Raw genomic sequence first — 21318 nt, forward strand, 5'->3', positions numbered from 1 at the left:
GACCCCCAGGGTACTCGTAGTGGCCCCCGCATGCTGCTACGCCCGGTCCGCCGATGAGCCGGCGCGGCACGAGCGGGCAGCCGAGATCCTTCGCACGCGCGTGGTCCGGATCGTGAAACAGCCGTAGCCGCCCCGGAGGGCGGCCACGGCCTTTCAGGACCTGGTGCGGGTGGGTCAGAAGACGATGCCCTGGGTGTCGGCGCCGTCGCCGTTCCAGTCGCCGGTGACCGGGATCTCGGCGCCGTTGCCGTTGCCGTACGCGATGGTGCTGGTGGTCTCGGTGGGGGACGTGATCTCACTCGTACGGAAGAAATAGGTGTTGCCCATCCGGACGCCGACGTTGTCCTTGCCGTCGTTGTTCCAGTCCCCGACCAGCGGGGCGGCGTAAGGGTTGCCGTAGAGGACGGTCACGGTGCCGCCGGCCGCGGTGCGCAGGAAGAACTGCCCGGTGCTCGGCCGGTAGACACCGATCTCGTCGGTGCCGTCGCCGTCCCAGTCACCCGCGAGGGGCACGTCGGTGGCGTCACCGAAGGCGATCGAGGTCGCCGCCTCCGCCGGGTCGCTGACATCCGTGGTGCGCAGGAAGAACGTGCCACCCATCCGGGTGCCGACCTGGTCCTTGCCGTCTCCGTTCCAGTCACCGGTGAACGGGCTGCCTTCGCCCGGGTTCCCGAACGGCACCACGTACTGCGCGTCCCCGGTCGCCGGGTCGTTGCTCACGAAGAACTTGCCCGACGCCTTGTCGAACGTCGACACCGTGTCCGACCCGTCGCCGTCCCAGTCACCCTTGATCGGGGTCATCGGGCTGTTGCCGTACGAGAAGGGTGACCTGGTCGCGGACGACGACGTGAGGCTGTCGGACAGGTGGAACTCGAAGACACCCAGGTTCGGTGCGCCGGTCCAGAGGGCGGTGACCAGGAGCTGAGCGTCGTGGACCTCCCGGGCGTAGGCGTCGGGGACGGCCGAGACCTGCACGCGCTGGCAGATGGCGCCGATGTCGCCGCTCATCCAGCTGTTGTTCGGGTACTTGCGGAGCATCGCGTTGACGAACGCGTTCGTTGCGTAGACCGGGTCGATCAGCTGAGCCGGCGTGCCCCAGCCCTGCGACGGCCGCTGCTGGAAGAGCCCGAGGCTGTCGTGGTCGACCGCCTCCGTGTAGTTGTGCAGGGTGCTCTCGGTGATCGCGGTGGTCACCGCGATCACCGCGGCTCTGCTGTCCAGCCCCCTCCCCCGGACGGTGTCGGTGATGATCCGGGCGCAGGAGACGTTGTAACCGTTGACCGCCCGGCCCATCCGCGGGCCGTTCATCTGGGGCCGGAGCTGGTTGGCGAGAGCGGTGTCGGCCGCGGTCGCGCCGCCGGACACGCACTGGTTGTAGGCGATCATCGCGGTGAACGGGATCGGGGTGTCGCCCTTGCCGGTGGCGGCAGCGGCGGGGGTCGCGGTGGCGGCGAAGGCAGCGGCGGCGGTGAGGCCGGCGATCAGGACTGTGCGCATGGTGAAGCTCCCAGCGAGAAGAACGAGAAGAACAGAGGCGAGAAGAAGAGGGGGAGATCAGAAGACGATGCCCTGGGTGTCGGTGCCGTCGCCGTTCCAGTCGCCGATGATCGGCAGCTCCGCGCCGTTGCCGTTGCCGTAGGCGACGGTCGAGGTGGTCTCGGCCGCGGAGGTCACCTCACTGGTACGGAAGAAGTACGTGTTGCCCATCCGGACGCCGACGTTGTCCTTGCCGTCGTTGTTCCAGTCACCCACCAGCGGGGCGGAGCCGGGGTTGCCGTAGAGCACGGTGACTGTGCTGCCGTCGGCCTGGCGCAGGTAGAACCGTCCCTCGCTCGGCCGGTAGACGCCGATCTCGTCCGTGCCGTTCCCGTCCCAGTCGCCGGCCAGCGGCACGTCGGTGGCGTCACCGAAAGCGATCGAGGTCGCCGCCTCCGCCGGGTCGCTGACATCCGTGGTGCGCAGGAAGAACGTGCCACCCATCCGCGTACCGACCTGGTCCTTGCCGTCTCCGTTCCAGTCACCGGTGAACGGGCTGCCTTCGCCCGGGTTCCCGAACGGCACCACGTACTGCGCGTCCCCGGTCGCCGGGTCGTTGCTCACGAAGAACTTGCCCGACGCCTTGTCGAACGTCGACACCGTGTCCGACCCGTCGCCGTCCCAGTCACCCTTGATCGGGGTCATCGGGCTGTTGCCGTACGAGAAGGGTGACCTGGTCGCGGACGACGACGTGAGGCTGTCGGACAGGTGGAACTCGAACACGCCCAGGTTCGGGGCGCCGTCGTCGATCACCTTCGTGTACCGGTAAGGCTTGTAGTTGGTACGCACCCGGCCACTGGTGTCCGACCACTTCCGGTGGATCGTGCGCGGCGGCGTCTGCTCGTACATCCAGAAGTCGCCGCCGACCGCGCCCACCCACTTGTCGAACAGCACCACGTGCGAGCCGTTGTTCGGGTTCGACACGTTGTGGTAGTTCAGGAAGTCGCCCGGCTTCAGGTCCGTGAAGGCGATCGGGGTGCCGATCTCGGCCAGGTTGCCGGTCCAGTAACTGCCGTTGGTCTTCAGCGCCATCGACACGTAACCGGAGCAGTCCGTGCGGTAACCGCCGTAGTAGGCGTCCATGCTGTACGGCACCTGCGCCGCGACCCAGGTCTGTGCCCGGGCGATGATCTCGGTCCGGGTGATCGTCGGTCCGGGGCTCACCGCGGCGAGCGTGGCGCTCTTCGCCTGGGGCGTGGCCACATCGCCACCGCCGGGCGCGGCCTGCGCCGGGACGCTCAGAGCGGCCGCGGCGGTGACGCCGGCAAGGGCTGCGATCGCGGTACGGATCAGGGTGCTGGTCATCGGTCTCCCCCAACGTTCGTGTCCCGCCGCTGATCGGCGGGCACCGATGACATTGCGGGGGGCCGCCAGAATTCCCCTGTAGTTCCGCTAGAGCCGGGCCACAGCCTCGTACCGGGCGTTCGCCGCGCCGGTGGCGGCCGCCCAGGACGAGTCGCCGTAGGACCAGTGCCACCAGCGCGCCACGTCGTTGACCAGGCCCGCGGCCGACAGGGCCTCGGTCAGCAGCAGCCTGACACGCTCCTCGAGCGGCGGAGCCGGGTCACATCGGCAGCACGGCAGGGCCGCCGGCACGTCGTCGTCGGCGCGGAACACCGTCAGGTCGGCGGCGCCGCCGGAGCCGTGACCGTCACCGGGCCGGTGACCGTCGACGACGACCAGGTGGAGGTCGCGCGGGAGCAGGCTCTGCGCCAGCACGAGGCGTTCGACGACGCCGAAGCGGAGCAGCGTCCGGCGGGCAGGCCCGGCGACCCGCAGTGGTGCCGAGGCCTGGACGTCGACCAGGGGTTCGGAGGGGGACATCGGAGACGCTCCTGAGAGATCGGTGGCAGGTAGCACCAACCGTCTGTCAGTCGCCTCCAGAATCGCTGTAACCGGATTGCAGCGCGCCCGTGAGCTCGCGATATTCGCGGGCGCCGAACGTCCGGAAGGTCTTGACCGCCTCGTCACGGGCGGCGTCCGACGCGGCGAGATCACCGCGGGCCCGCTCCAGGTCAGAGATGTCCCGCAGCGTACGGGCGCAGAACAGCGCCGCCTCCTGCCCCCGGAAGATCTCCAGCGCCGCGTTCAGCGACCGTGCCGACTCGCCCAGCCGCCCCGCCGCCAGATCCAGCTCGCCCATCGTCCGCAGCACCATCGCCTCGCCCCAGCGGTCACCCACGGCCCGATGCGCGGCGAGCGCCGCCGCCAGCGGTTCCCGGGCCTGGCCGAGACGACCCATCCGGACGTACGTCTTGGCCAGCGCCCGCCGCGAGAACGCGATGAGCTGACCGTCGCCGAGCTCCTCAAAGATGGCCAGCGCCCGGTTCAGCGCCCGCTCGGCCTCGTCGAGGCGGCCCTGCGCCCGGTACGCGAGCCCGATCGTGCGCAGCGACAGCGCCTCGCCGCGGCGGCTCCCGGCCCGGCGGTACGCGTCGACGGCGGCCCCCAGCGCCGCATCCGTCGCCGCGAAGTCACCCGTCTCCAGGTGCACCGAGCCGAGGACGCGGGCGCAGTGCCCGGCCGCGCGGTCGTCGCCGAGCTTGCGGGACAGCTCCGACGCCTGCTTGAGGAAGTGCTCCGCCTCCGGCAGGTAACCCTGCTCGCGGCACGCCAGCCCGAGGGCGCACAACGCGCTGGCCTGACCGCGCGGATCGTCCAGGTCGCGGAACCGTTCCGCCGCCTCGGCCAGGTGCCGCCGGGACTCGGAGAACTGGTCCTGCTCGTACCGCAGCTGCCCGAGCTCGGCGAGCAGGACCGCCTCGCCGTGGGTGTCGCCCGCCGCCCGGGCCGCGGTGAGCGCCGCCCGGTGTGCCCGGTCCCAGAGGTCCGGGACGTTGCCCAGGGCGTAGCGGGACGCGCACAGCACCGCCGCCACGGCCACCGCCTGCTCGGCGAGACCGAGCTCGGCCGCCTTCTCGACGGCCGTCACCAGCGAGGTCTGCTCGGCGTCGAGCCAGCCGCGCGGGTCGTCGAGCGCGTTGCCGAGCACCTCGGGGTCGACGTCCGCGCGGGGCCGGGGCGTGACCGGCAGGATCGCGCCCGACGTCACGTGGTCGACGATGTGCCCGGAAAGCTGGTCGAGCACCGACGACCAGGCGGCGACGACCCGGGCGGTGGCGGCGACCAGGTCGTCCCGCGACTCGTGCCGCTCGGCCTGCTCACGGGCGTAGATCCGGATCAGGTCGTGCAGCCGGTATCGGACCTGGCCGATGTCGTCGACGTACGTGTAGTCGACCAGATGCGCGTCGACGAGCTGCTCCAGGATCTGCTCGGCCGCGCCGATCTCGGTGTCCAGCGCGTACGCCAGGACCCAGGACCGGAAGTCGGACAGCCCGAGATGGCCGAGCCGGCAGATCGCGGTGTGGGCGGCCGGGTCCAGGCTGTCGAAGCTGAGCCCGATGCTGACCCGGATCTGCTGGTCGCCGGCGGACAGCTCGTCGAGGCGGCGGCGCTCGTCGCGCAGCCGGGTGGCCAGCAGACGCGGCGTCCACTGGCGACGGGTGGCCAGCCGCGCGCCGGCCACCCGGACGGCGAGCGGCAGGTTGCCGCAGGCGGCGACGATCTCCGCGGCGGCCTCCGGGGCCGGGCCCATCCGGTCGGCGCCGGCGATCCGGGTGAGCAGGGCGGTGGCCTCGGCGGTGGAGAGCAGGTCCAGCTCGACCAGCCGGGCGCCGGCCAGCCCGCCGAGCCGGTTGCGGGACGTCACCACAACCGAGCTCCCGCCGCTGCCCGGCAGCAGCGGCCGCACCTGCTGCTCGTTGGCGGCGTCGTCGAGCACGATCAGCATCCGGCGCCCGGCCAGCAGCGTGCGGTAGGCGTCCATCCGCTCGTCGGCGCCGTCCGGGACCTTGCCCGGGTCCGGTTGCAGGGCCCGCAGGAAGCGGCCCAGCACCTCCGCGGGCGAGGCCGGGGTGTCGGTGTTGCCACGGAGGTCCACATGCAGCTGCCCGTCCGGGTGGTCGGCCGAGACCCGATGGGCGACGTGTACGGCGAGCGCCGACTTGCCGACCCCGCCGGGCCCGAGCAGAGCCACCACCGTGGGACTGCTCCCGCCCAGCGCCTCGGCGAGTTCGTCGGCGAGCGCCTCGCGCCCGGTGAAGTCCGGCGAGTCGGGCGGCAGCTGCGCGGGCACCGGACCGCCGGACGCCGCCGGCCTGGGCGTGGGCCGCCCCACCGCCGCGGGCACGGGCCGCTCCACCCCCGCAGGCACGGCCCGCTCCACCCCCGCAGGCACGGGCCGCTCCACCCCCGCAGGCACGGCCCGCTCCACCCCCGCAGGCACGGCCCGCTCCACCCCCGCAGGCACGGCCCGCTCCACCCCCGCAGGCACGGCCCGCTCCACCCCCGCAGGCACGGCCCGCTCCACCCCCGCAGGCACGGGCCGCTCCAACGCAGCGGGCGCTGGCCGGAGCAGCGTGGCGTCGCCGCGCAGGATCTGCTCGTGCAGGCGGGTCAGCTCGACGCCCGGCTCGATGCCGAGTTCCTCGATCAGCGCCTCGCGGCCCTGCCGGAACACGGTCAGCGCGTCGGCCGTCCGGCCCGCCCGGTACAGGGCGAGCATCAGCTGCCCGCGAATCGCGCCGCGCGTCGGGTACTGCTCGACCAGGACGGTCAGCTCGCCGACCAGCTCGTCGTCGCGGCCCAGCTCCAGGTCGGCGGCGATCCGGGCCTCGGTGGCGGCGACCCGCTGCTCGTCCAGGCGGGCGGCCTCAGCGGCGAGGACACGGCTGCGCACCCCGCCCAGCGCCGGTCCGCGCCACAGCATCTCTGCCGCCCGGAACGCCGTCGCCGCCTCCCGGTGCTCGCCGGCGGCCGCGGCGGCCCGGCCCCGCGCCACGAGCCCCTCGAACCGGTGCCGGTCCAAGGCCTCGCCGGGCGCCCTGATCAGATAGCCAGGGGCGGCGGTGAGGACGATCTCCGGCGCGTCGTCGCCGATCGCCCGGCGCAGGGTCGACACATACGTCTGGATCAGCGCCCGCCCCGTGTGGGGTGGCTCGTCGTCCCAGAGGATGTCGATCAGGCGCTCGGTCGGCACGATCCGGCCCGGCTCGACGAGCAGCGCGGCCAGCAGCGTACGAATCTTGGTCCCGCCGAGGCTCAGCGGTCCGCCACCGCGCGCCACCTCGACCGGCCCGAGCAGCCGGAACTCCACCTACGCCCCCCGTCATACACCGCCGTAGATGTCTTCAGAGGCAGACTAGTACGTCGCTGCGGCCGCCCGCGCCCAGCGCGGGTACGCCGGCGACCGCCCTTAGTGCCGCCGCTTTCGCAGGGCGCGGAGTCAAGCCGGGCTGCCAGGCCCCCGAGGTGCCCACTCACCCTCGCTGCCGCCGCTTTCGCAGGGCGCGAAGTCGAGCCGGGCTGCCAGGCCCCCGGGGTGCCCACTCACCCTCGCTGCCGCCGCTCGCGGTGGTGGCCGGGGCGCGGTCGTGGTAGGAGCAGGCGCGAGTGGTGGGACCAGGCCGCAGTGGTGGGAGAGAGCGGCATCCAGGCCGAAATACCGCCCTGAGCTACCACGGTCTGCGCGAGTGGTAGCTAGGAACGGTCGTAGCGGGCCGGATTGCGCTCGGTCCTACCACCGACCGCGCCGGGCGCGGGCCAGCGCGGTCGGGCTGGCCGGTCTCGGCCGAGATGCCGCGCTGGGCCACCACTCGCCTGCCCGGCTACCACCGTGAGCGGCGGCTACCACCGCGAGCGGGCACTCGGGCGTCTGGCAGCCCGGCTCGACCGCACGCCCCGCGAAAGCGGCGGCAATAAGGGCGAGTGGGCACCCCGGGCGCCTGGCAACCCGGCCCAACCCCACGCCCCGCGAAAGCGGCGGCAATAAGGGCGAGTGGGCACCCCGGGCGCCTGGCAACCCGGCCCAACCCCACGCCCCGCGAAAGCGGCGGCAGCAAGGGCGAGTGGGCACCCCGGGCGCCTGGCAACCCGGCCCAACCCCACGCCCCGCGAAAGCGGCGGCAGCAAGGGCGAGTGGGCACCCCGGGCGCGTGGCGCGAACGGCGCAGGACGCGAGCGGCGGCAGTGACGGTGAGTGGCACCTGGGCACCCCGGGCACCCGGGCACCCGGGCACCCGGCAGACCTGGCGAGACGGCACGTCCAGCAAAGGCGGCCGAAGCGAGATGTCTCTGTACTACAGCAGCTTGTTCTTCTTCAGGTACTTGGCCAGATCGCTGTAGGCGCCGTCCTCGTTGGCGAACATGGCCACGTTGCGGGCGGTCTGCAGCCACGGGCCGGTGGACGGGCGCACCTCCGCCAGGGCGGCCTCCATGTCGCGCTGCTCGATCATCCGGACGCGGCCGCTGGTCACCGAGTCGTGCATGGCGAACTCGGCGGCAGTCTCGCAGAGGTGGGCGAGGTCGGCGCCGGAGAACTTGTCGGTGGCCGCGGCCAGGCGTTTGAGGTCGATGTTCGCGATCGGACGGTCCCGCAGGTGCACCTCGAGGATCGAGATGCGGGCCTCCGCGTCCGGCGGGATCACCAGGACCGTACGGTCGAGCCGGCCCGGGCGGCGCAGCGCGGGGTCGACGTCCCACGGCGCGTTGGTCGCCGCCAGCACGAACACCCCGTCGTTGGTGCCCTCCATGCCGTCCAACTCGGCCAGGAGCTGATTGCCGAGGGTACGCATGGACGAGCTCTGCATCTGGCTCCGCTTGTGGCCGAGGGCGTCCACCTCGTCGAGGAACAGCACGCAGGGCGCGTTGCGGCGGGCCGCCTGGAAGATCTCGTGCAGGTTGCGCTCGGACTGGCCGATCCACATGTTCAGCACGTCGACCAGGGAGACGGTGACGAAGCGGGCGCCCATCTCGCCGGCCACCGCCCGGGCCAGGAACGTCTTGCCACAGCCGGGCGGTCCGTAGAGCAGCAGGCCGCCACGCAGGCTCTTGCCGTACATCGAACGCAGTTTCTCGTTCTTGAGAGGGGCCAGGAAGGCCAGGTCGAGGCGCTTCTTGACGTCCTTCATGCCGCCGACGTCGGCGAGCTTCACGTGGGACAGCTCGATGTCGATCATGCGGTCCTGGTCGCCGTCGATCGGGTCGGGCTCGTCGTCGGCCCGGGCGAAACGGGGTGGGACGGAGCCCTCGAACTCCTGCTCGTAGGCCTTCCAGTCCAGGCCCTTCTTCTCGTCCGGCGGAGAGGAAGGTGAGGGCTCGGCTTCGGACTCGGGCTCGGGCGAGGTAGCCGGCGATGGCGAAGAGGAGAGGTCGGGCGAAGAAGAGGGCGCCGGCGAAGAAGAGGGCGCCGGCGAGGAAGAGGGCTCCGGCGCGGGAGAGGATGCGGGCGCGGGCGCACCGAGGGCCTGGGCCATCAGGGCCTGGGTCTCGGCGTGAGCGGGCTCCTGGGCGAGCGCCACGGCCAGGTGGCTGACCGCCTCGGCGCCGCGACCGGCCCCGATGAGCAGCTCGGCGAGGTGCCGGCGCAGCGGCAGGTCGTCGGGGCTGGACTTGACCGCCGCCATCATGCTCTCGATCAGCGAGTTGCTCATGGCAGGCCATTATGCTGTGCGCTCGCCGCACACCTGACCAGGAGATGAGACCGACCGATGACCGACGACCTGTTCACCCCGACTGTCCGGGAACGTCCGGTTTCCGGGAAACGGCCGTGGCGGCCCGAGTCGATCTTCTACGCGGCGTTCTTCGGCGGCCCGCTGACCGCCGGGCTGCTCGGGGTGATCAACGGCCGGCGGCTCGGCGTCCCGGCGCCGAGGGTCCTGCTGACCGCACTGGCGGGGCTCGCCGGGTTCGGGGCGTGGATCGTCAGCGCGGCCACGCTGGTGGACGCGAACAACGCCGTCCGGCTGGTCGGCTCGATCACCGGCGCGCTGGCCTGGCTGGTGGTGATCGCGTTCCAGCGGGCGCCGTTCCGGGCGTACACGTACGGCGACGGCGAACCGGCCAAGCTGTTCCTCCCGGGTCTGCTCACCGCTCTCGGCCTGGGCTTCTTCCAGGCCGCCACAATCCTCGTGGTGGCCCGGTGAGTGGCGAGAGCGGTGCCCGGTCAGTGGCGAGAACGGTGGCCCGGTCAGTGGCGAGAACGGTGGCCCGATGAGCGGCGAGAACGGTGGCCCGATGAGCGGCGAGCCGGTCTTCGCGCGGGCCCGGGCCCTGCTCGGCGCCAACCGGCCGGAGCAGGCGCTGACCGAGCTGGCCATGCTGCCGGCGAGCGACGCGATCAGCGCCCAGGCGCACCACCTGCGCTGCGTCGCGCTGGCCGGCCTGGAGCGCTGGCCGGAGGCGGCCGACGCGGCCCGGCTGGGGCTCGGCGCCGGCGGACCCGATCCCGATCTGCTGCGGCTGCTGGGCCGGGCGGAGCAGGAGCTGGGCCACCCGCAGGCGGCGGAACGCGCCCTGCTGGACGGGCTGGCGCTGGCGCCGAACGACGCGGACCTGCTCTGCGCGTACGCCCGCCTGTGCATCGCCGACAACCAGATGGACAAGGCGTCGCGGCTGGTGGAGCGGGCCGCCGCGCAGGACCCGCACGCCCCCACGGTCTATGCGAGCAGGATCCAGCTCGCGTACGCGAAGGGCGACGACCGCGAGGCGCAGCGGATCGCCCGCGAGTTTGTGGCGACGTACCCGGAGAACCCAGCCGCGCACGCCCTGCTGGGCAGCACCAGCGCGGTCCGTGGCCAGGTCGGGGACGCGTACTCCGGCCTGCGCCAGGCGGCCGCGGCGGCGCCGGGCGAGCAGGTGTACGCGGAGTCCGCGATGGACGCCAGGATCGCCAGCCACCCGCTGCTGCTGCCGATCCGCCCGGTGCTGCGCTTCGGCCCGTTGAAGACCTGGATCGCCGCCCTCGTGGTGATCTACGGCCTGCGGGCGCTCGGCCTGGGCGCGCTGTCGCTGCTCGCCGGCGGCCTGTGGCTGGTCTTCTGCGTCTACTCCTGGGTGGTCCCGCCCCTGGTCAGACGCTGGGTCAGGCGCAACTGGCACGGATGACCGCCCGGAACACAGTGGACATCCCTGACACATTGACCAGGGTTATTACGGGCCGGTAAACGCTTTTTCCCGGGAGACCTTTACTTTCGTCGATGGAGAACATAAGTTTCTCCCAACCACCGAAAGCTTAGAGTCAGCCGAGCCAAAGCCCCCGCGAGACGCCACTCGACCCCCACAAAGACGTGTGGCGTGAATTCGCCGTGCCGGTCGACGTTTCCGCCGAGCACGCGTCATTCTCGCGTGCCTTTGTTCGGCCGCGAAACGGAGAGATATGGACGACGCGTCCGGCCCGGACCGCTTACCCCGCGGCAGCCGCCTCACGTTCTCCCGCCGCACGCTGATGGCCGCCGGCGGCGTCGCCCTGGGCACACCGGCCCTGGGCCTGGCGGCGTCCACAGTGCCTGGTTCACCCGCGGCGGCGGCCACCGGCGCGACGAAGAAGATCACCATCTACGCCGAGTCCCTGGGCAACAACCAGTACGGCTACGGCCTCGCGCCCGGACAGGCCTCGATCCCCGGTCCGCTCCTCGAGATGTACGAGGGCGACACGATGGAGATCACGCTGGTCAACAACACCACCCAGCGGTTGTCCATCCACGCGCACGGCGTCGACTACGACACCGCCTCGGACGGCGCGCCGCTGAACAACTCGTTCAACAACCCGGGCGAGACGCGCACCTACATCTGGCGGTCGCACGAGATGACGGCCGCGGCCGGGCGCCGGTTCATGCCGGGCAGCGCCGGCTACTGGCACTACCATGACCACGCGATGGGGACGGACCACGGCACCGCCGGCGTCCTCCGTGGACTCTACGGCGGGCTCATCGTGCGCCGCCGCGGCGACATCCTGCCGGACAAGACATTCACGGTCGTCTTCAACGAAATGATGATCAACAACCGGCCGACGACGAACACCCCGACCTTCGAGGCCAATCTCGGCGAGCGTGTCGAGTGGGTCGCGATCGGCCACGGCAACCTGATCCACACGTTTCACCTGCACGCGCACCGGTGGGCCGACAATCGCACCGGAATGCTCGAGGGTCCGAACGACCCGAGCATTGTCACCGACAACAAGGACCTCAACCCGGGCAGCTCGTTCGGGTTCCAGGTGATCGCCGGCGAGTTCGTGGGACCGGGCGCCTGGATGTACCACTGCCACGTTCAACAGCACTCCGACACCGGCATGGCAGGGATCTTCCTGGTTCGCAACGCGGACGGCAGCATGCCGCCCGCAGCAAGTGCGGACATCGACCGGTTCCGGGGCCACATGTCGAAGATGTCCACGGCGCACGGCGCCATGGACCACACGAAGTAGGGGGCCAGCAGGGATGAGGCTTGGGCTGAGACAAGGTACGGACCGGACCGGGGGGCGGATACGCCGAATCCTCGCCGGAGCCGCGGCCGCCGTGGTCGTGGTGTCGCTCGTGCCGACGATGACAACGTTGGCACAGGCGGCGCCGAAGGCCGCGGAGGCGGCCGTCAAGGTGCTGGTCTTCCACGGACCCGCGGCCGACCAGCAGGACCCTGTCGCCGTCGCGGCGCAGACCATCGAGGATCTGGGCACGGCGGCGGGTGCCGAGGTCACCGTCACCAGCGACCCGGCCACGTTCACCGCGGCCGCGCTCGCCGAGTACCGGTCGGTGGTGTTCCTGTCGGCCAACAAGGCGACGCTGACGACCGCGCAGGAGGCCGCGCTGCAGGGCTACGTCAAGTCCGGCGGCGGCTTCCTCGGCATCGGCGACGCCGCTCAGGCGCAGCTCGACTCGTCGTGGTTCACCGGCCTGATCGGCACCCGCCCGGTCGGCGCGCTGCCGAACGCCGAGCCGGTCTCCGCGGTCACCGCGAGTGCGGAGAACCCGCCGAACGAGACCAAGGAGAAGCTCACCGACGGTGACGCCAACACCAAGTGGCTCACCTTCAACCCGACCGGCTGGGTGGCCTACGACCTGGGCAGCGCCAAGGCGGTCACCGGGTACGCGCTGACCTCGGCCAACGACTTCCCCGGCCGCGACCCCCGCGACTGGGCCCTGCAGGGCTCCACGAACGGCTCGGACTGGCAGAACGTGGAGACGCGGGCCGGCCAGACCTGGGGCGAACGCTTCCAGAACAAGCGGTTCGACCTGGCCGCCCCGGCGACCTACCGCTACTGGCGGCTGAACATCACCGCGAACAGCGGCGAGCCGCTGATCCAGCTCGCCGACTGGCGGCTGTTCACCGGCGGCACCACCGCGCCGCAGCCGCCGACCGCCGCGCAGTCGGTGGTCGACATCCTCGATCGGCAGCACCCGTCCACCAAGTCGCTGCCGCTCAAGGTCACCCGGACCGACCGCTGGTACAACTGGGATCCGAACCCGATCGGCACGGTGCACACCGTCGCGCAGGTCGAGGAGCGGCACTACAACCCGGGCCAGGGCGCGAACGGCGCGTTCCACCCGATCTCCTGGTGCCGTGACTACGACGGCGGCCGGTCCTTCTACACCGGCATGGGCCACACCTCGGGCAGCTACGGCGAGGACGCCTTCAAGAAGCACCTCACCGGCGCGCTGCAGTGGACCACCGGCATCGTCCGCGGTGACTGCCAGGCGACCATCGCCGCCAACTACAAGACCGAGCGGCTGACCGCGCGCAACCAGACCGGCCAGCTCGACCAGATCGGCGAGCCGCACGGCCTGACCATCGCGCCGGACGGCACCGTGTTCTACGTCGGCAAGGCGGCCTGCCCGTCCGGCCCGGTCGTGGACTGGAACGACCCGAACGTCGGCAAGGGCTGCGGCACCATCCACCAGTGGGATCCGGTCACCAAGACGGTCAAGCTGCTCACCACCCTCGAGGTGATGGGCAACCGGGGCGCCGGCGGCGAGCTCCAGAAGAACGAGGAGGGTCTGCTCGGCATCGTGCCGGACCCGAAGTTCGCCGAGAACCACTGGCTCTACGTCTACTGGATGCCGCACAACAGCATCGACCGGGTCAAGCGGGTCGGCCAGCGGACCATCTCGCGGTTCACCTACGACGCCGCGGCCAAGACGATCGACCAGGGCACCCGCAAGGACCTGCTGCAGTTCCCGGTGCAGATCCACAGCTGCTGCCACGCGGGCGGCGGCATGGCGTTCGACGCGAAGGGCAACCTCTACATCGGCTCCGGTGACAACAACTCGTCCGAGGGCTCCAGCGGCTACTCCGGCAACAACTGGACGCAGGAGTACCAGGGCATCTCGTTCCAGGACGCCCGGCGTACCTCGGGCAACACGAACGACCTGGCCGGCAAGATCATCCGGATCCACCCGGAGACCGACGGCACCTACACGATCCCGGAGGGCAACCTCTTCCCGCCGGGCAACGACAAGGCGCGCGCCGAGATCTACGTGATGGGCGTCCGCAACATCTCCCGTCTGCAGATCGACCCGGTGACCCAGTGGCTGACCGCCGCCTGGGTGGGTCCGGACGCCTCGTCGCCGAACCCGGAGCTGGGCCCGGCCAAGTACGAGACCGCCACGATCATCACCTCGGCGGGCAACCAGGGCTGGCCCTACTGCATGGGTAACAAGCAGCCGTACCGGGACCGCAGCAACACCGACGCGACGGTCCTGACCGGCTGGTACAACTGCGACAACCTGAAGAACAACTCGCCGCGCAACACCGGCCTGGTGGACATCCCGCCGGCCCGGAACAACATGATCTGGTACGCGCCGGACGGTGGCGGCCCGGTCTTCCCGCCGCGCGCCGACGGCAGCGGCATCCCGTCCTACATCGCGGCGCAGGCCACCTACACCCAGCCGTACCTGCGGGGTGGCGGCCAGGCCGTGATGTCCGGCCCGACCTACCACACCGAGCTGGTCGACAAGAACAGCAGCGTGGCCTGGCCGAGCTACTGGGACAAGAAGTGGTTCATCGGCGACGAGTCGAACTCGCAGAACCGCATCGCGGTGACCGTCGACCCGGCCGGCGTGCCCAGCCAGTCGCCGCCGCCGTTCGCCGAGACGCTGCGGGCGATCTTCCCGTCCGGCAGCGCCGACAACCGGGTGCAGGACTGGATGGACGCCAAGTTCGGTCCGGACGGTGCGCTCTACACGCTGGACTACGGTGGCGGCTTCTTCAGCCTCACCCCGAACCAGAAGCTCCAGCGCACCATCTACACCGGCGGCCCGGCCACCCCGGCCCCGGCGGCGACCTCGGTCGCGGTGCAGAACAGGGCCCTGACGTACCAGTTCACCGGCTCCAAGTCGGGCGGCGTGAGCTGGGCCTGGGACTTCGGCGACGGGACCACCTCGGACCAGGCCGACCCGCGGCACACGTACACCAGGACCGGGTCCTTCACGGTCAAGCTCACGGTCACCTACGCGGACGGCACCAAGGCCAACGTGCAGACGGTCGTCAACGTCGGGTGTGCGGTGCCGGACAGCCGGAGCACGGTCTTCTTCGAGGACACCGACACCGGTGTGCCGAACAAGGCGACCAGCGGCGGCTGCACGATCAACGACCTGATCGACGACGAGGCGGCGTGGGACAACCACGACGGCTTCGTCCGCCAGGTCACCGCGGTGGCCAACGCCCAGCAGGCCGCCGGGAACCTGACGGCCCGGGAAGCGGGCACGCTGACGCGGCTCGCGGCGGCCTCGCCGATCGGGCGGGCCGACCACAAGGGCACCGAGGCCATCTACGACGGCACCTCGCTGCGTGGCTGGGAGATGGCGCCGTCCGGGCAGTGGAACATCCAGCAGGACGGATCACTGCGGTCCTCCGGCGGTCTCGGGATGCTCTACTACACCAAGAACTACGCCAACTTCTCGATGAAGGCGCAGTTCAAGGACATCGCGCCGGGCACCGGCAGGGCCAACAGCGGCCTGTTCGCCCGGTTCCCCGACCCGCGGACCCCGCTGGCACAGCGTCCGGCGGGCCGATGCGACACCATCGGGTCGGCACGTGACTCGCAGGCCTGGGTCGCCATCTACTGCGGGCACGAGATCCAGATCTACGACGGTGACACGGGCGAGCCTCAGAAGACCGGGTCGATCTACAACTTCGACCCGAACAACCTGACCCAGGCACGGCCGACCGCGAAGAACGTCTGGAACGAGTACGAGCTCCGGGTGGTCGGCCAGCGCTACACGATCATCCGCAACGGCGTCGTGATCAAGCAGTTCGACAACACCCCGGGCAAGCAGTCCTCCCGGGCCGGCGACCCGCCGACCGACCTGCGGCAGTTCACCGAGGGCTTCCTCGGGCTGCAGAACCACGGCGACGCCGATCTCATCGAGTTCCGCAACATTCGCGTGAGGCCTCTGTGATTTTAAAGATCCGTGCCGCTCTCTCGGCGCTGGTTCTGCTGGTCAGCACCTTCGTCGCGGCGGGGGCTTCCCCCGCCGCGGCGGCGGTGCAGACCTTGAACTGGACCACTGACGGCGACATCACCCGTTTCAAGTCGGCGCCGTCCTCGGCGGTGGCCGGCGAGACCACGATCGTGTGGGAGAACAGCGAGGCGACCGGGAACACCATCGGGATGCCGCACACGCTGACCTTCGACACCAGCACCGAGGGTTACAACCACGACGTCACCATCAACCAGCTGGCCAGCCCGTTCGACCAGAACAACGGCCGCTGGGTCCTGCAGACCACGCTGACACCGGGGAAGTACCGCTACTTCTGCACCATCCCGGGGCACAGCACGATGGTCGGCGAGTTCACCGTCACCGGCGGGCCCGTCGAGGACACCACCCCGCCGACCGTGACCGGCTCGGTCTCCGGCAACCAGGACGACAACGGTGACTACGTCGGCTCGGCCACCGTCACGGTGTCCGCGTCCGACACCGGGTCCGGGGTGGCGGGAGTCGAGTACCAGGTCGACGACACCGGTTTCGAGCCGTACACCGCCCCGGTCGTGGTCAGCGAGCTCGGCGACCACTCGGTGCAGTTCCGCGCGACCGACAACGCCGGCAACGCCTCGGCGGTCGGCTCGGTCTCCTTCACGGTGGTCGAGCAGGGCGAGGAGGACGTCACCCCGCCGACGGCCGCTCACACCATCGCCGGTGACAAGGACGCCAACGGCAACTACATCGGTACGGCCACCGTCACGGTGACCGCCACCGACGCGGACTCCGGGGTCGCCCTGATCGAGTACAACGTCGACGGTGGCGCGTTCCAGCCGTACACGGCTCCGGTCGTGGTCACCGGCGCCGGACCGCACATGGTGCACTACCGCGCCACCGACAACGCCGGTAACCGCTCGGCGGAGCAGATGGCCTCGTTCACCATCGTCGCGCCGACGACGCCGGACACCACTCCCCCGGCGACCAACGCGACCGTGGCCGGCGACAAGGACGCCAACGGCAACTTCATCGGTACGGCCACCGTCACGGTGACCGCCACCGACGACGGTGGTTCCGGCGTCGACACGGTCGAGTACGCGCTGGACTCGGGCGCCTGGACCGCGTACACCACGCCGGTCGCGGTGACCGCCGTGGGCGCGCACACCGTCCGGTACCGGGCGACCGACAAGGCCGGCAACGTCGCGCCGGAGAAGTCGGTGGCCTTCACCGTGGTGGCGCCGCCGCAGCCGGACACCACCGCGCCGACGACGAACGCGTCCGCGGCCGGTGAACAGGACGGCGACGGCAACTTCGTCGGCGCCGCGACGGTCACCGTCACGGCGAACGACAGCGAATCGGGCGTCGCGCGCATCCAGTACGCGCTCGACAACGGCGGCTGGACCACCTACACCACCCCGGTGGTGGTGCGGACCCCCGGCGCGCACACGCTGAAGTACCGGGCCACCGACAACGCCGGCAACACCGCGCCGGAGAAGTCGGTGACCTTCACGGTGGTCTCGTCCGGCGAGGACGGCTGTCCCGCCTCGGACACCCGGCCCACCGTGATCATCGGGAACGACGACACCGGGGTGCCGAACAGGGACACCGGCGACGGCTGCACGGTCAACGACCTGATCGCCGAGTTCGATCCCTATCCCAACCACGCCGCGTTCGTCCGGCACGTCGAGACGGTCACCGCGCCGCTCGTCCCGGGCACGCTCACCCCGCGGCAGCAGGGCGCCATCGTCCGGGCGGCAGCACGATCGGGCGTCGGCTCATGACGCGCACACCAACGATTCCACTGGGGAGATATTCGATGAGCAGGCGTTTAGTCGTCCACCTGGCCACCGCCACGGCCGTCGTCACCGCCGGGGTCCTGGCCGGCGCCGCGCCCGCCAGCGCGGACCTGGTCACCTACTGCATCGGCACCGGTGGCGCCGTCACCGTGCCGAACGACCTCTACGTACCGCCGAACGAGTCGTGCGCGCTGACCGGCACCACGATCACCGGCAACGTCAGCGTCGCCGCGGGCGCCAACCTGGTCGTCGCCGGCGGCCACGTCAGCGGCAACGTGAGCGTGGCGTCGAACGGCTACCTGGACGCCAGCGACTCGGCGGTCGGCGGCACCGTGGTGGTCGCCTCCGGCGGCTACGGCGTCTACCTCAAGTCGGCGTCCACCGGCGCCATCACGGTGCGGGCCAAGGGCTCCTCCACGGTCGACTCGTTCCTGTTCGTCGAGGAGTCGACGGTCACCGGCACGGTCACGGCCAACGCCGGTGAGGTCCGCCTGGACCAGAACACCCAGGTGACCGGCTCGGTGAACAGCTCGGGCTCGTACTACACCGACGTGCACGACTCGTTCGTCGACGGCCAGCTCTCGGTGCTGAACAGCGCCACCGGCAGCGTCGTCTGCGGCAGCGCGGTGCGCGGCAAGTCGACCTTCGCCGGGAACCTCGGCGGCGTGCAGATCGGCCCGAACGGCAACCTGGACGGCTGCGCCTCCGGTGGCTACTTCGGCCGGGACGTCGCCGTGACCAACACCACGGGCGGTGTCACCGTCGACGACAACATCATCGACGGCTCGCTGACCGTGCAGTCGAACACCCCGGCGGCCGTGGTCGCGCCGAACAACCGCATCCGCGGCGGTGTGATCGGCGACCAGGGTGCTGCTGCCCTGCCCAAGGCGGCGCGGGCCAAGGCCTCCGCTGCCGAGCGGGAGCGTCAGGGTGAGGACCGGGCCGCCGAGCGGCGTACCGGCGCAGTGGCCGAGGCCACCGCGGCCGGAGCGGCCAACCTGTAACTCGTAGCGACACCACGATTGCCCGGCGGTCCCCTGATGGGCCGCCGGGTTTTCGTCTTCTTGGTGGAAATTCCCGCCGGAAACTAAGGTGGGATCATGGCTTCTTTCAACGACACGATCATCGAGCAGTTCCGGGCACAGGACGGCGTGCTCGACGGCCACTGGGACGGCAAGGAGACGATCCTGCTGCACACTCCCGGCCGCAAGACCGGCAAGGTGACCGTCAACCCGCTCGTCGCCGCGCCCTACGAGGGTTCGTACATCGTCTGCGGCAGCGCCGGCGGCGCCCCCTCCGACCCGGTGTGGGTGGCCAACCTGGAGGAGCTCGACGGCCCGGTGACCGTCGAACACCTCACCGAGACCCTCAAGGCCGAGCACCGCGTCGTCCGCCCCGGCCGGGACGCCGAGTGGGAGCAGCTGTACGCCGTGTGGCGCGCGTACTGGCCGGACGCCGCCGACTACGAGACGAAGACCGACCGCAAGTTCCCAGTCGCCGTGATCACCCTGCCCTGACCGAGTGGTCCGGGACCGCCTTCGTCAGGTGGTCCCGGAGTTCGTTCTCGTGGAAATCCAGGAACCCGTCCGGACGCATACCCGAGGGCGTTCCCCCGGCGTACGGCCGCAAACCCGCCTGCCCGATCATGGGGGAGTGCCCACCGACCACTTCAGCACCACGTTCCGCCTCGGCGCGCCACCGGCCGAGATCCTCGCCTTCCTGATGGACCCGCACAGCTACATCGGGCTGGCGCCGCTGGTGGTCGAGGTCCGCGACATCCGCACGATCGGCGACTCGGTCCGGTACGTGGCGGTCGAACGCTTCCGCTTCGGCCCGTTCCATTGGGACAACCCGATCGATGTGACGATCACGCCGGGCGTCTCCTCGGTGACCAACGTGGCCCGGTCGCCCGGCTGGGTCCGGCTGATCGCCACGGTCACCGTGACGGCCGGCTCTCAGGTGACCGAGGCGATCGAGCTGCACACGCCGTGGTTTCTGCGCGCATTCGCGCTTCGGAAGGCCCGTGAGGCGCAGGAGGGCCGCGTCGCCGGGCTGACCGCGCGCTTCCCGGGCTGACCGCCGACCTGACCGGGGCGCCTTCCGTTACGGGGTGAGGCGGGCCAGCTTCAGGTCGTCCTTCGGCGCCACGAGCACGCCGCTGAGCCACGCGAAGCTCTCCAGCGGGGTGGCCGTCAGCACGTCCGCCGAGGTGGACGGCAGATCCCAGTGGACCTCGTAGACGCCGCCGTTGACGATCAGCGCCATGTGCGTCCCGCCGCGGGCCGCGATGACGCCGAACTGCAGCTTGCGCACCAGCTCGATGCCGCTCAGGTCGGTCTGTGCGGCGGGGTCGGTGCGGCGGTAGTTGATCACCGACTCGGGGGCGTCGACTCCGTAGTACTTCCCGGTCTCGCGGACCTTCTTGGCCGCGACCGGATGCTCGGACTTGCCGTCGGCCGGATTCCGCGGGTCCGGCGACCAGAACACGCCCTCCCAGCCCGCCTCGGACTGCAGCGCCTCGAGCACCTCGGTGCCCTTCAACCCGCCACCGGCCGCGCGCGCCTTCGCCATCACGCTCGCCCAGGTCGCCGACTGACCCTTCGCCGCGAAGGTCCTGCCCAGCACGTCCAGCACGTAGGTGGTGCAGTCGGCCGCCTTCACCCCGGCCGGCGGCGGACCCAGACCGTGGTTGCCCTGTGTCGTGCCCTGGCCGGTCGCCGCGTGCTTCTCCTGGTGCGCGAGCAGCTCCTCCCGGGTGTTCGCGGCGGCCAGCGCCCCGAACGACTGCCCGGCCGGGTTCGCCAGCACCTTGGCCACGTCGGCGCGGCTCATCGTGCCGACCCGGCCACGCTCCAGCGCCGTACCCACCGCCTTCAGCTCGGCGCTGTCGAACTCGTCGCGGAAGATCTGCAGGATGGCGGTGTCGGTGGACAGCTCGGCGACCTGGTCGGGGGTCAGCGCCCGCAGCGCTCCCATGATCGCCTTCTCGTCGGTGCCCATCCCCTGCGCGGCGAGCTTGATCGCGTCCTTCGCCGCCTCGACCGCGGTCTTGTAGCGCACCGCGCCCGCCGTGCCCGCCGTTTGATGGCCGGCCGCGCCCGCATCGGACCGCGCCGCGCCTGCCTCGCTCGGCTGCCGATCACCGGAGACGCTCTCGCCGCGCACGAATCGGCCCGCCGACTCGTCGGCGTCACGCTCGCCGGTGCGCTGACCGCCGGCCAGGTGCGCGACCTCGTGGGCGATCAGGTGCTGCCCGGCGACGCTGTCCGGGTCGTACCAGTGCGGATGCACCTTGACGCCGAACCCACCGGCGGCGGCCGCGGCCGACAACCCCGGGTCGACCACCAGCGGGGTCGCACCCAGCGGGAGCCGGAACGCCCGCTCCAGGGAGCCGCCCAGCGTTCCCGGCCAGCCCGACTCGACCAGGCGGGACACGGACGCGTTCCCCGCGGTCTGCTGGAGATGCAGCATCGTCGCCGTCAGATCGTCGTGCCGCTCACCCGGCTCGCCCTCCGGCCGCCGCTCCGGCCGCAGCGCGGCGGGCTCGGTCCCTCGCCCGTCGGGCTCGGTGTGCCGCACACGTCTGCTACCCATGGCACCGATTCTGACCGTCCACATCGAATGATCGCTATCAATGCCGAGTGCCATCCCGCTGACCTGCCCATGTGGTGCGGAGGTGGAACGGGGTGGCCGGGTCGCGGGCCGTGGATCGATGGCAGAGCGAGCCGCACTGGGAATCC

At 71.1% G+C, this 21318-nt stretch carries 14 protein-coding genes; 8 read left to right on the forward strand and 6 right to left on the reverse strand.

Annotated features, from left to right (window positions below):
• Window positions 1–174: 174 nt before the first annotated feature.
• From QSK31_RS36515 to QSK31_RS36535, 5 genes are all read right to left on the reverse strand, one after another.
• A complete protein-coding gene (locus tag QSK31_RS36515) occupies window positions 175–1497 on the reverse strand; it encodes a VCBS repeat-containing protein (RefSeq protein ID WP_285689259.1) in 1323 nt (440 codons plus the stop codon).
• Between the two features lie 57 nt (window positions 1498–1554).
• Window positions 1555–2841 (reverse strand): NlpC/P60 family protein, encoded by a 1287-nt coding sequence (locus QSK31_RS36520; RefSeq protein WP_285689260.1) that lies wholly within the window; start codon window positions 2839–2841, stop codon window positions 1555–1557.
• An 87-nt stretch (window positions 2842–2928) separates the two neighbouring features.
• Window positions 2929–3360 (reverse strand): M15 family metallopeptidase domain-containing protein, encoded by a 432-nt coding sequence (locus QSK31_RS36525; RefSeq protein WP_285689261.1) that lies wholly within the window; start codon window positions 3358–3360, stop codon window positions 2929–2931.
• 46 nt (window positions 3361–3406) lie between these two features.
• The gene (locus tag QSK31_RS36530) at window positions 3407–6691 is read right to left on the reverse strand and encodes an AfsR/SARP family transcriptional regulator (protein WP_285689262.1); all 3285 of its coding nucleotides are present in this window, start codon (window positions 6689–6691) and stop codon (window positions 3407–3409) included.
• Window positions 6692–7673: 982 nt separating this feature from the next.
• The gene (locus tag QSK31_RS36535; RefSeq protein ID WP_285689263.1) at window positions 7674–9026 is read right to left on the reverse strand and encodes an AAA family ATPase; all 1353 of its coding nucleotides are present in this window, start codon (window positions 9024–9026) and stop codon (window positions 7674–7676) included.
• 57 nt (window positions 9027–9083) lie between these two features.
• Here QSK31_RS36535 and QSK31_RS36540 point away from each other — a divergent pair, with 57 nt between their 5' ends.
• From QSK31_RS36540 to QSK31_RS36575, 8 genes are all read left to right on the forward strand, one after another.
• Window positions 9084–9518 (forward strand): hypothetical protein, encoded by a 435-nt coding sequence (locus QSK31_RS36540; protein ID WP_285689264.1) that lies wholly within the window; start codon window positions 9084–9086, stop codon window positions 9516–9518.
• 67 nt (window positions 9519–9585) lie between these two features.
• Window positions 9586–10479 (forward strand): tetratricopeptide repeat protein, encoded by an 894-nt coding sequence (locus QSK31_RS36545; RefSeq protein ID WP_285689265.1) that lies wholly within the window; start codon window positions 9586–9588, stop codon window positions 10477–10479.
• Between the two features lie 271 nt (window positions 10480–10750).
• Complete coding sequence (locus QSK31_RS36550) at window positions 10751–11794, forward strand: multicopper oxidase domain-containing protein (RefSeq protein ID WP_285689266.1); 1044 nt, start codon at window positions 10751–10753, stop codon at window positions 11792–11794.
• Between the two features lie 118 nt (window positions 11795–11912).
• The gene (locus tag QSK31_RS36555) at window positions 11913–15764 is read left to right on the forward strand and encodes a ThuA domain-containing protein (RefSeq protein WP_285689267.1); all 3852 of its coding nucleotides are present in this window, start codon (window positions 11913–11915) and stop codon (window positions 15762–15764) included.
• Entirely contained in the window at window positions 15761–17563 is a 1803-nt protein-coding gene (locus QSK31_RS36560; RefSeq protein ID WP_285689268.1) for an OmpL47-type beta-barrel domain-containing protein, read from the forward strand. The genes QSK31_RS36555 and QSK31_RS36560 overlap by 4 nt, the downstream gene beginning before the upstream one ends.
• Before the next feature lie 35 nt (window positions 17564–17598).
• Window positions 17599–18582, forward strand: coding sequence for a hypothetical protein (locus QSK31_RS36565; protein WP_285689269.1), 984 nt, complete (start codon window positions 17599–17601; stop codon window positions 18580–18582).
• A 96-nt stretch (window positions 18583–18678) separates the two neighbouring features.
• Window positions 18679–19095 (forward strand): nitroreductase/quinone reductase family protein, encoded by a 417-nt coding sequence (locus tag QSK31_RS36570; protein WP_285689270.1) that lies wholly within the window; start codon window positions 18679–18681, stop codon window positions 19093–19095.
• 136 nt (window positions 19096–19231) lie between these two features.
• Window positions 19232–19654: an SRPBCC family protein gene (locus QSK31_RS36575; RefSeq protein WP_285689271.1), complete on the forward strand. Its 423-nt coding sequence runs from the start codon at window positions 19232–19234 to the stop codon at window positions 19652–19654.
• Between the two features lie 27 nt (window positions 19655–19681).
• Here QSK31_RS36575 and QSK31_RS36580 read toward each other — a convergent pair whose 3' ends face one another.
• Window positions 19682–21172 carry an eCIS core domain-containing protein gene (locus QSK31_RS36580; protein WP_285689272.1) on the reverse strand — a complete coding sequence of 497 codons (1491 nt, stop codon included), beginning with the start codon at window positions 21170–21172 and terminating at the stop codon, window positions 19682–19684.
• Window positions 21173–21318: the final 146 nt, after the last annotated feature.

Origin of the sequence: Actinoplanes sp. NBRC 103695 (assembly GCF_030269485.1) — a bacterium.
GTDB lineage: Bacteria > Actinomycetota > Actinomycetes > Mycobacteriales > Micromonosporaceae > Actinoplanes.

Excerpts from the sequence above, each read along its gene's own strand:
- QSK31_RS36515 (WP_285689259.1), bottom strand. The coding sequence starts at position 1,497 with ATGCGCACAGTCCTGATCGCCGGCCTCACCGCCGCCGCTGCCTTCGCC.
- QSK31_RS36570 (WP_285689270.1), top strand. The coding sequence starts at position 18,679 with ATGGCTTCTTTCAACGACACGATCATCGAGCAGTTCCGGGCACAGGAC.
- QSK31_RS36520 (WP_285689260.1), bottom strand. The coding sequence starts at position 2,841 with ATGACCAGCACCCTGATCCGTACCGCGATCGCAGCCCTTGCCGGCGTC.
- QSK31_RS36540 (WP_285689264.1), top strand. The coding sequence starts at position 9,084 with ATGACCGACGACCTGTTCACCCCGACTGTCCGGGAACGTCCGGTTTCC.
- QSK31_RS36580 (WP_285689272.1), bottom strand. The coding sequence starts at position 21,172 with ATGGGTAGCAGACGTGTGCGGCACACCGAGCCCGACGGGCGAGGGACC.
- QSK31_RS36545 (WP_285689265.1), top strand. The coding sequence starts at position 9,586 with ATGAGCGGCGAGAACGGTGGCCCGATGAGCGGCGAGCCGGTCTTCGCG.
- QSK31_RS36555 (WP_285689267.1), top strand. The coding sequence starts at position 11,913 with ATGACAACGTTGGCACAGGCGGCGCCGAAGGCCGCGGAGGCGGCCGTC.
- QSK31_RS36550 (WP_285689266.1), top strand. The coding sequence starts at position 10,751 with ATGGACGACGCGTCCGGCCCGGACCGCTTACCCCGCGGCAGCCGCCTC.
- QSK31_RS36565 (WP_285689269.1), top strand. The coding sequence starts at position 17,599 with ATGAGCAGGCGTTTAGTCGTCCACCTGGCCACCGCCACGGCCGTCGTC.
- QSK31_RS36535 (WP_285689263.1), bottom strand. The coding sequence starts at position 9,026 with ATGAGCAACTCGCTGATCGAGAGCATGATGGCGGCGGTCAAGTCCAGC.
- QSK31_RS36525 (WP_285689261.1), bottom strand. The coding sequence starts at position 3,360 with ATGTCCCCCTCCGAACCCCTGGTCGACGTCCAGGCCTCGGCACCACTG.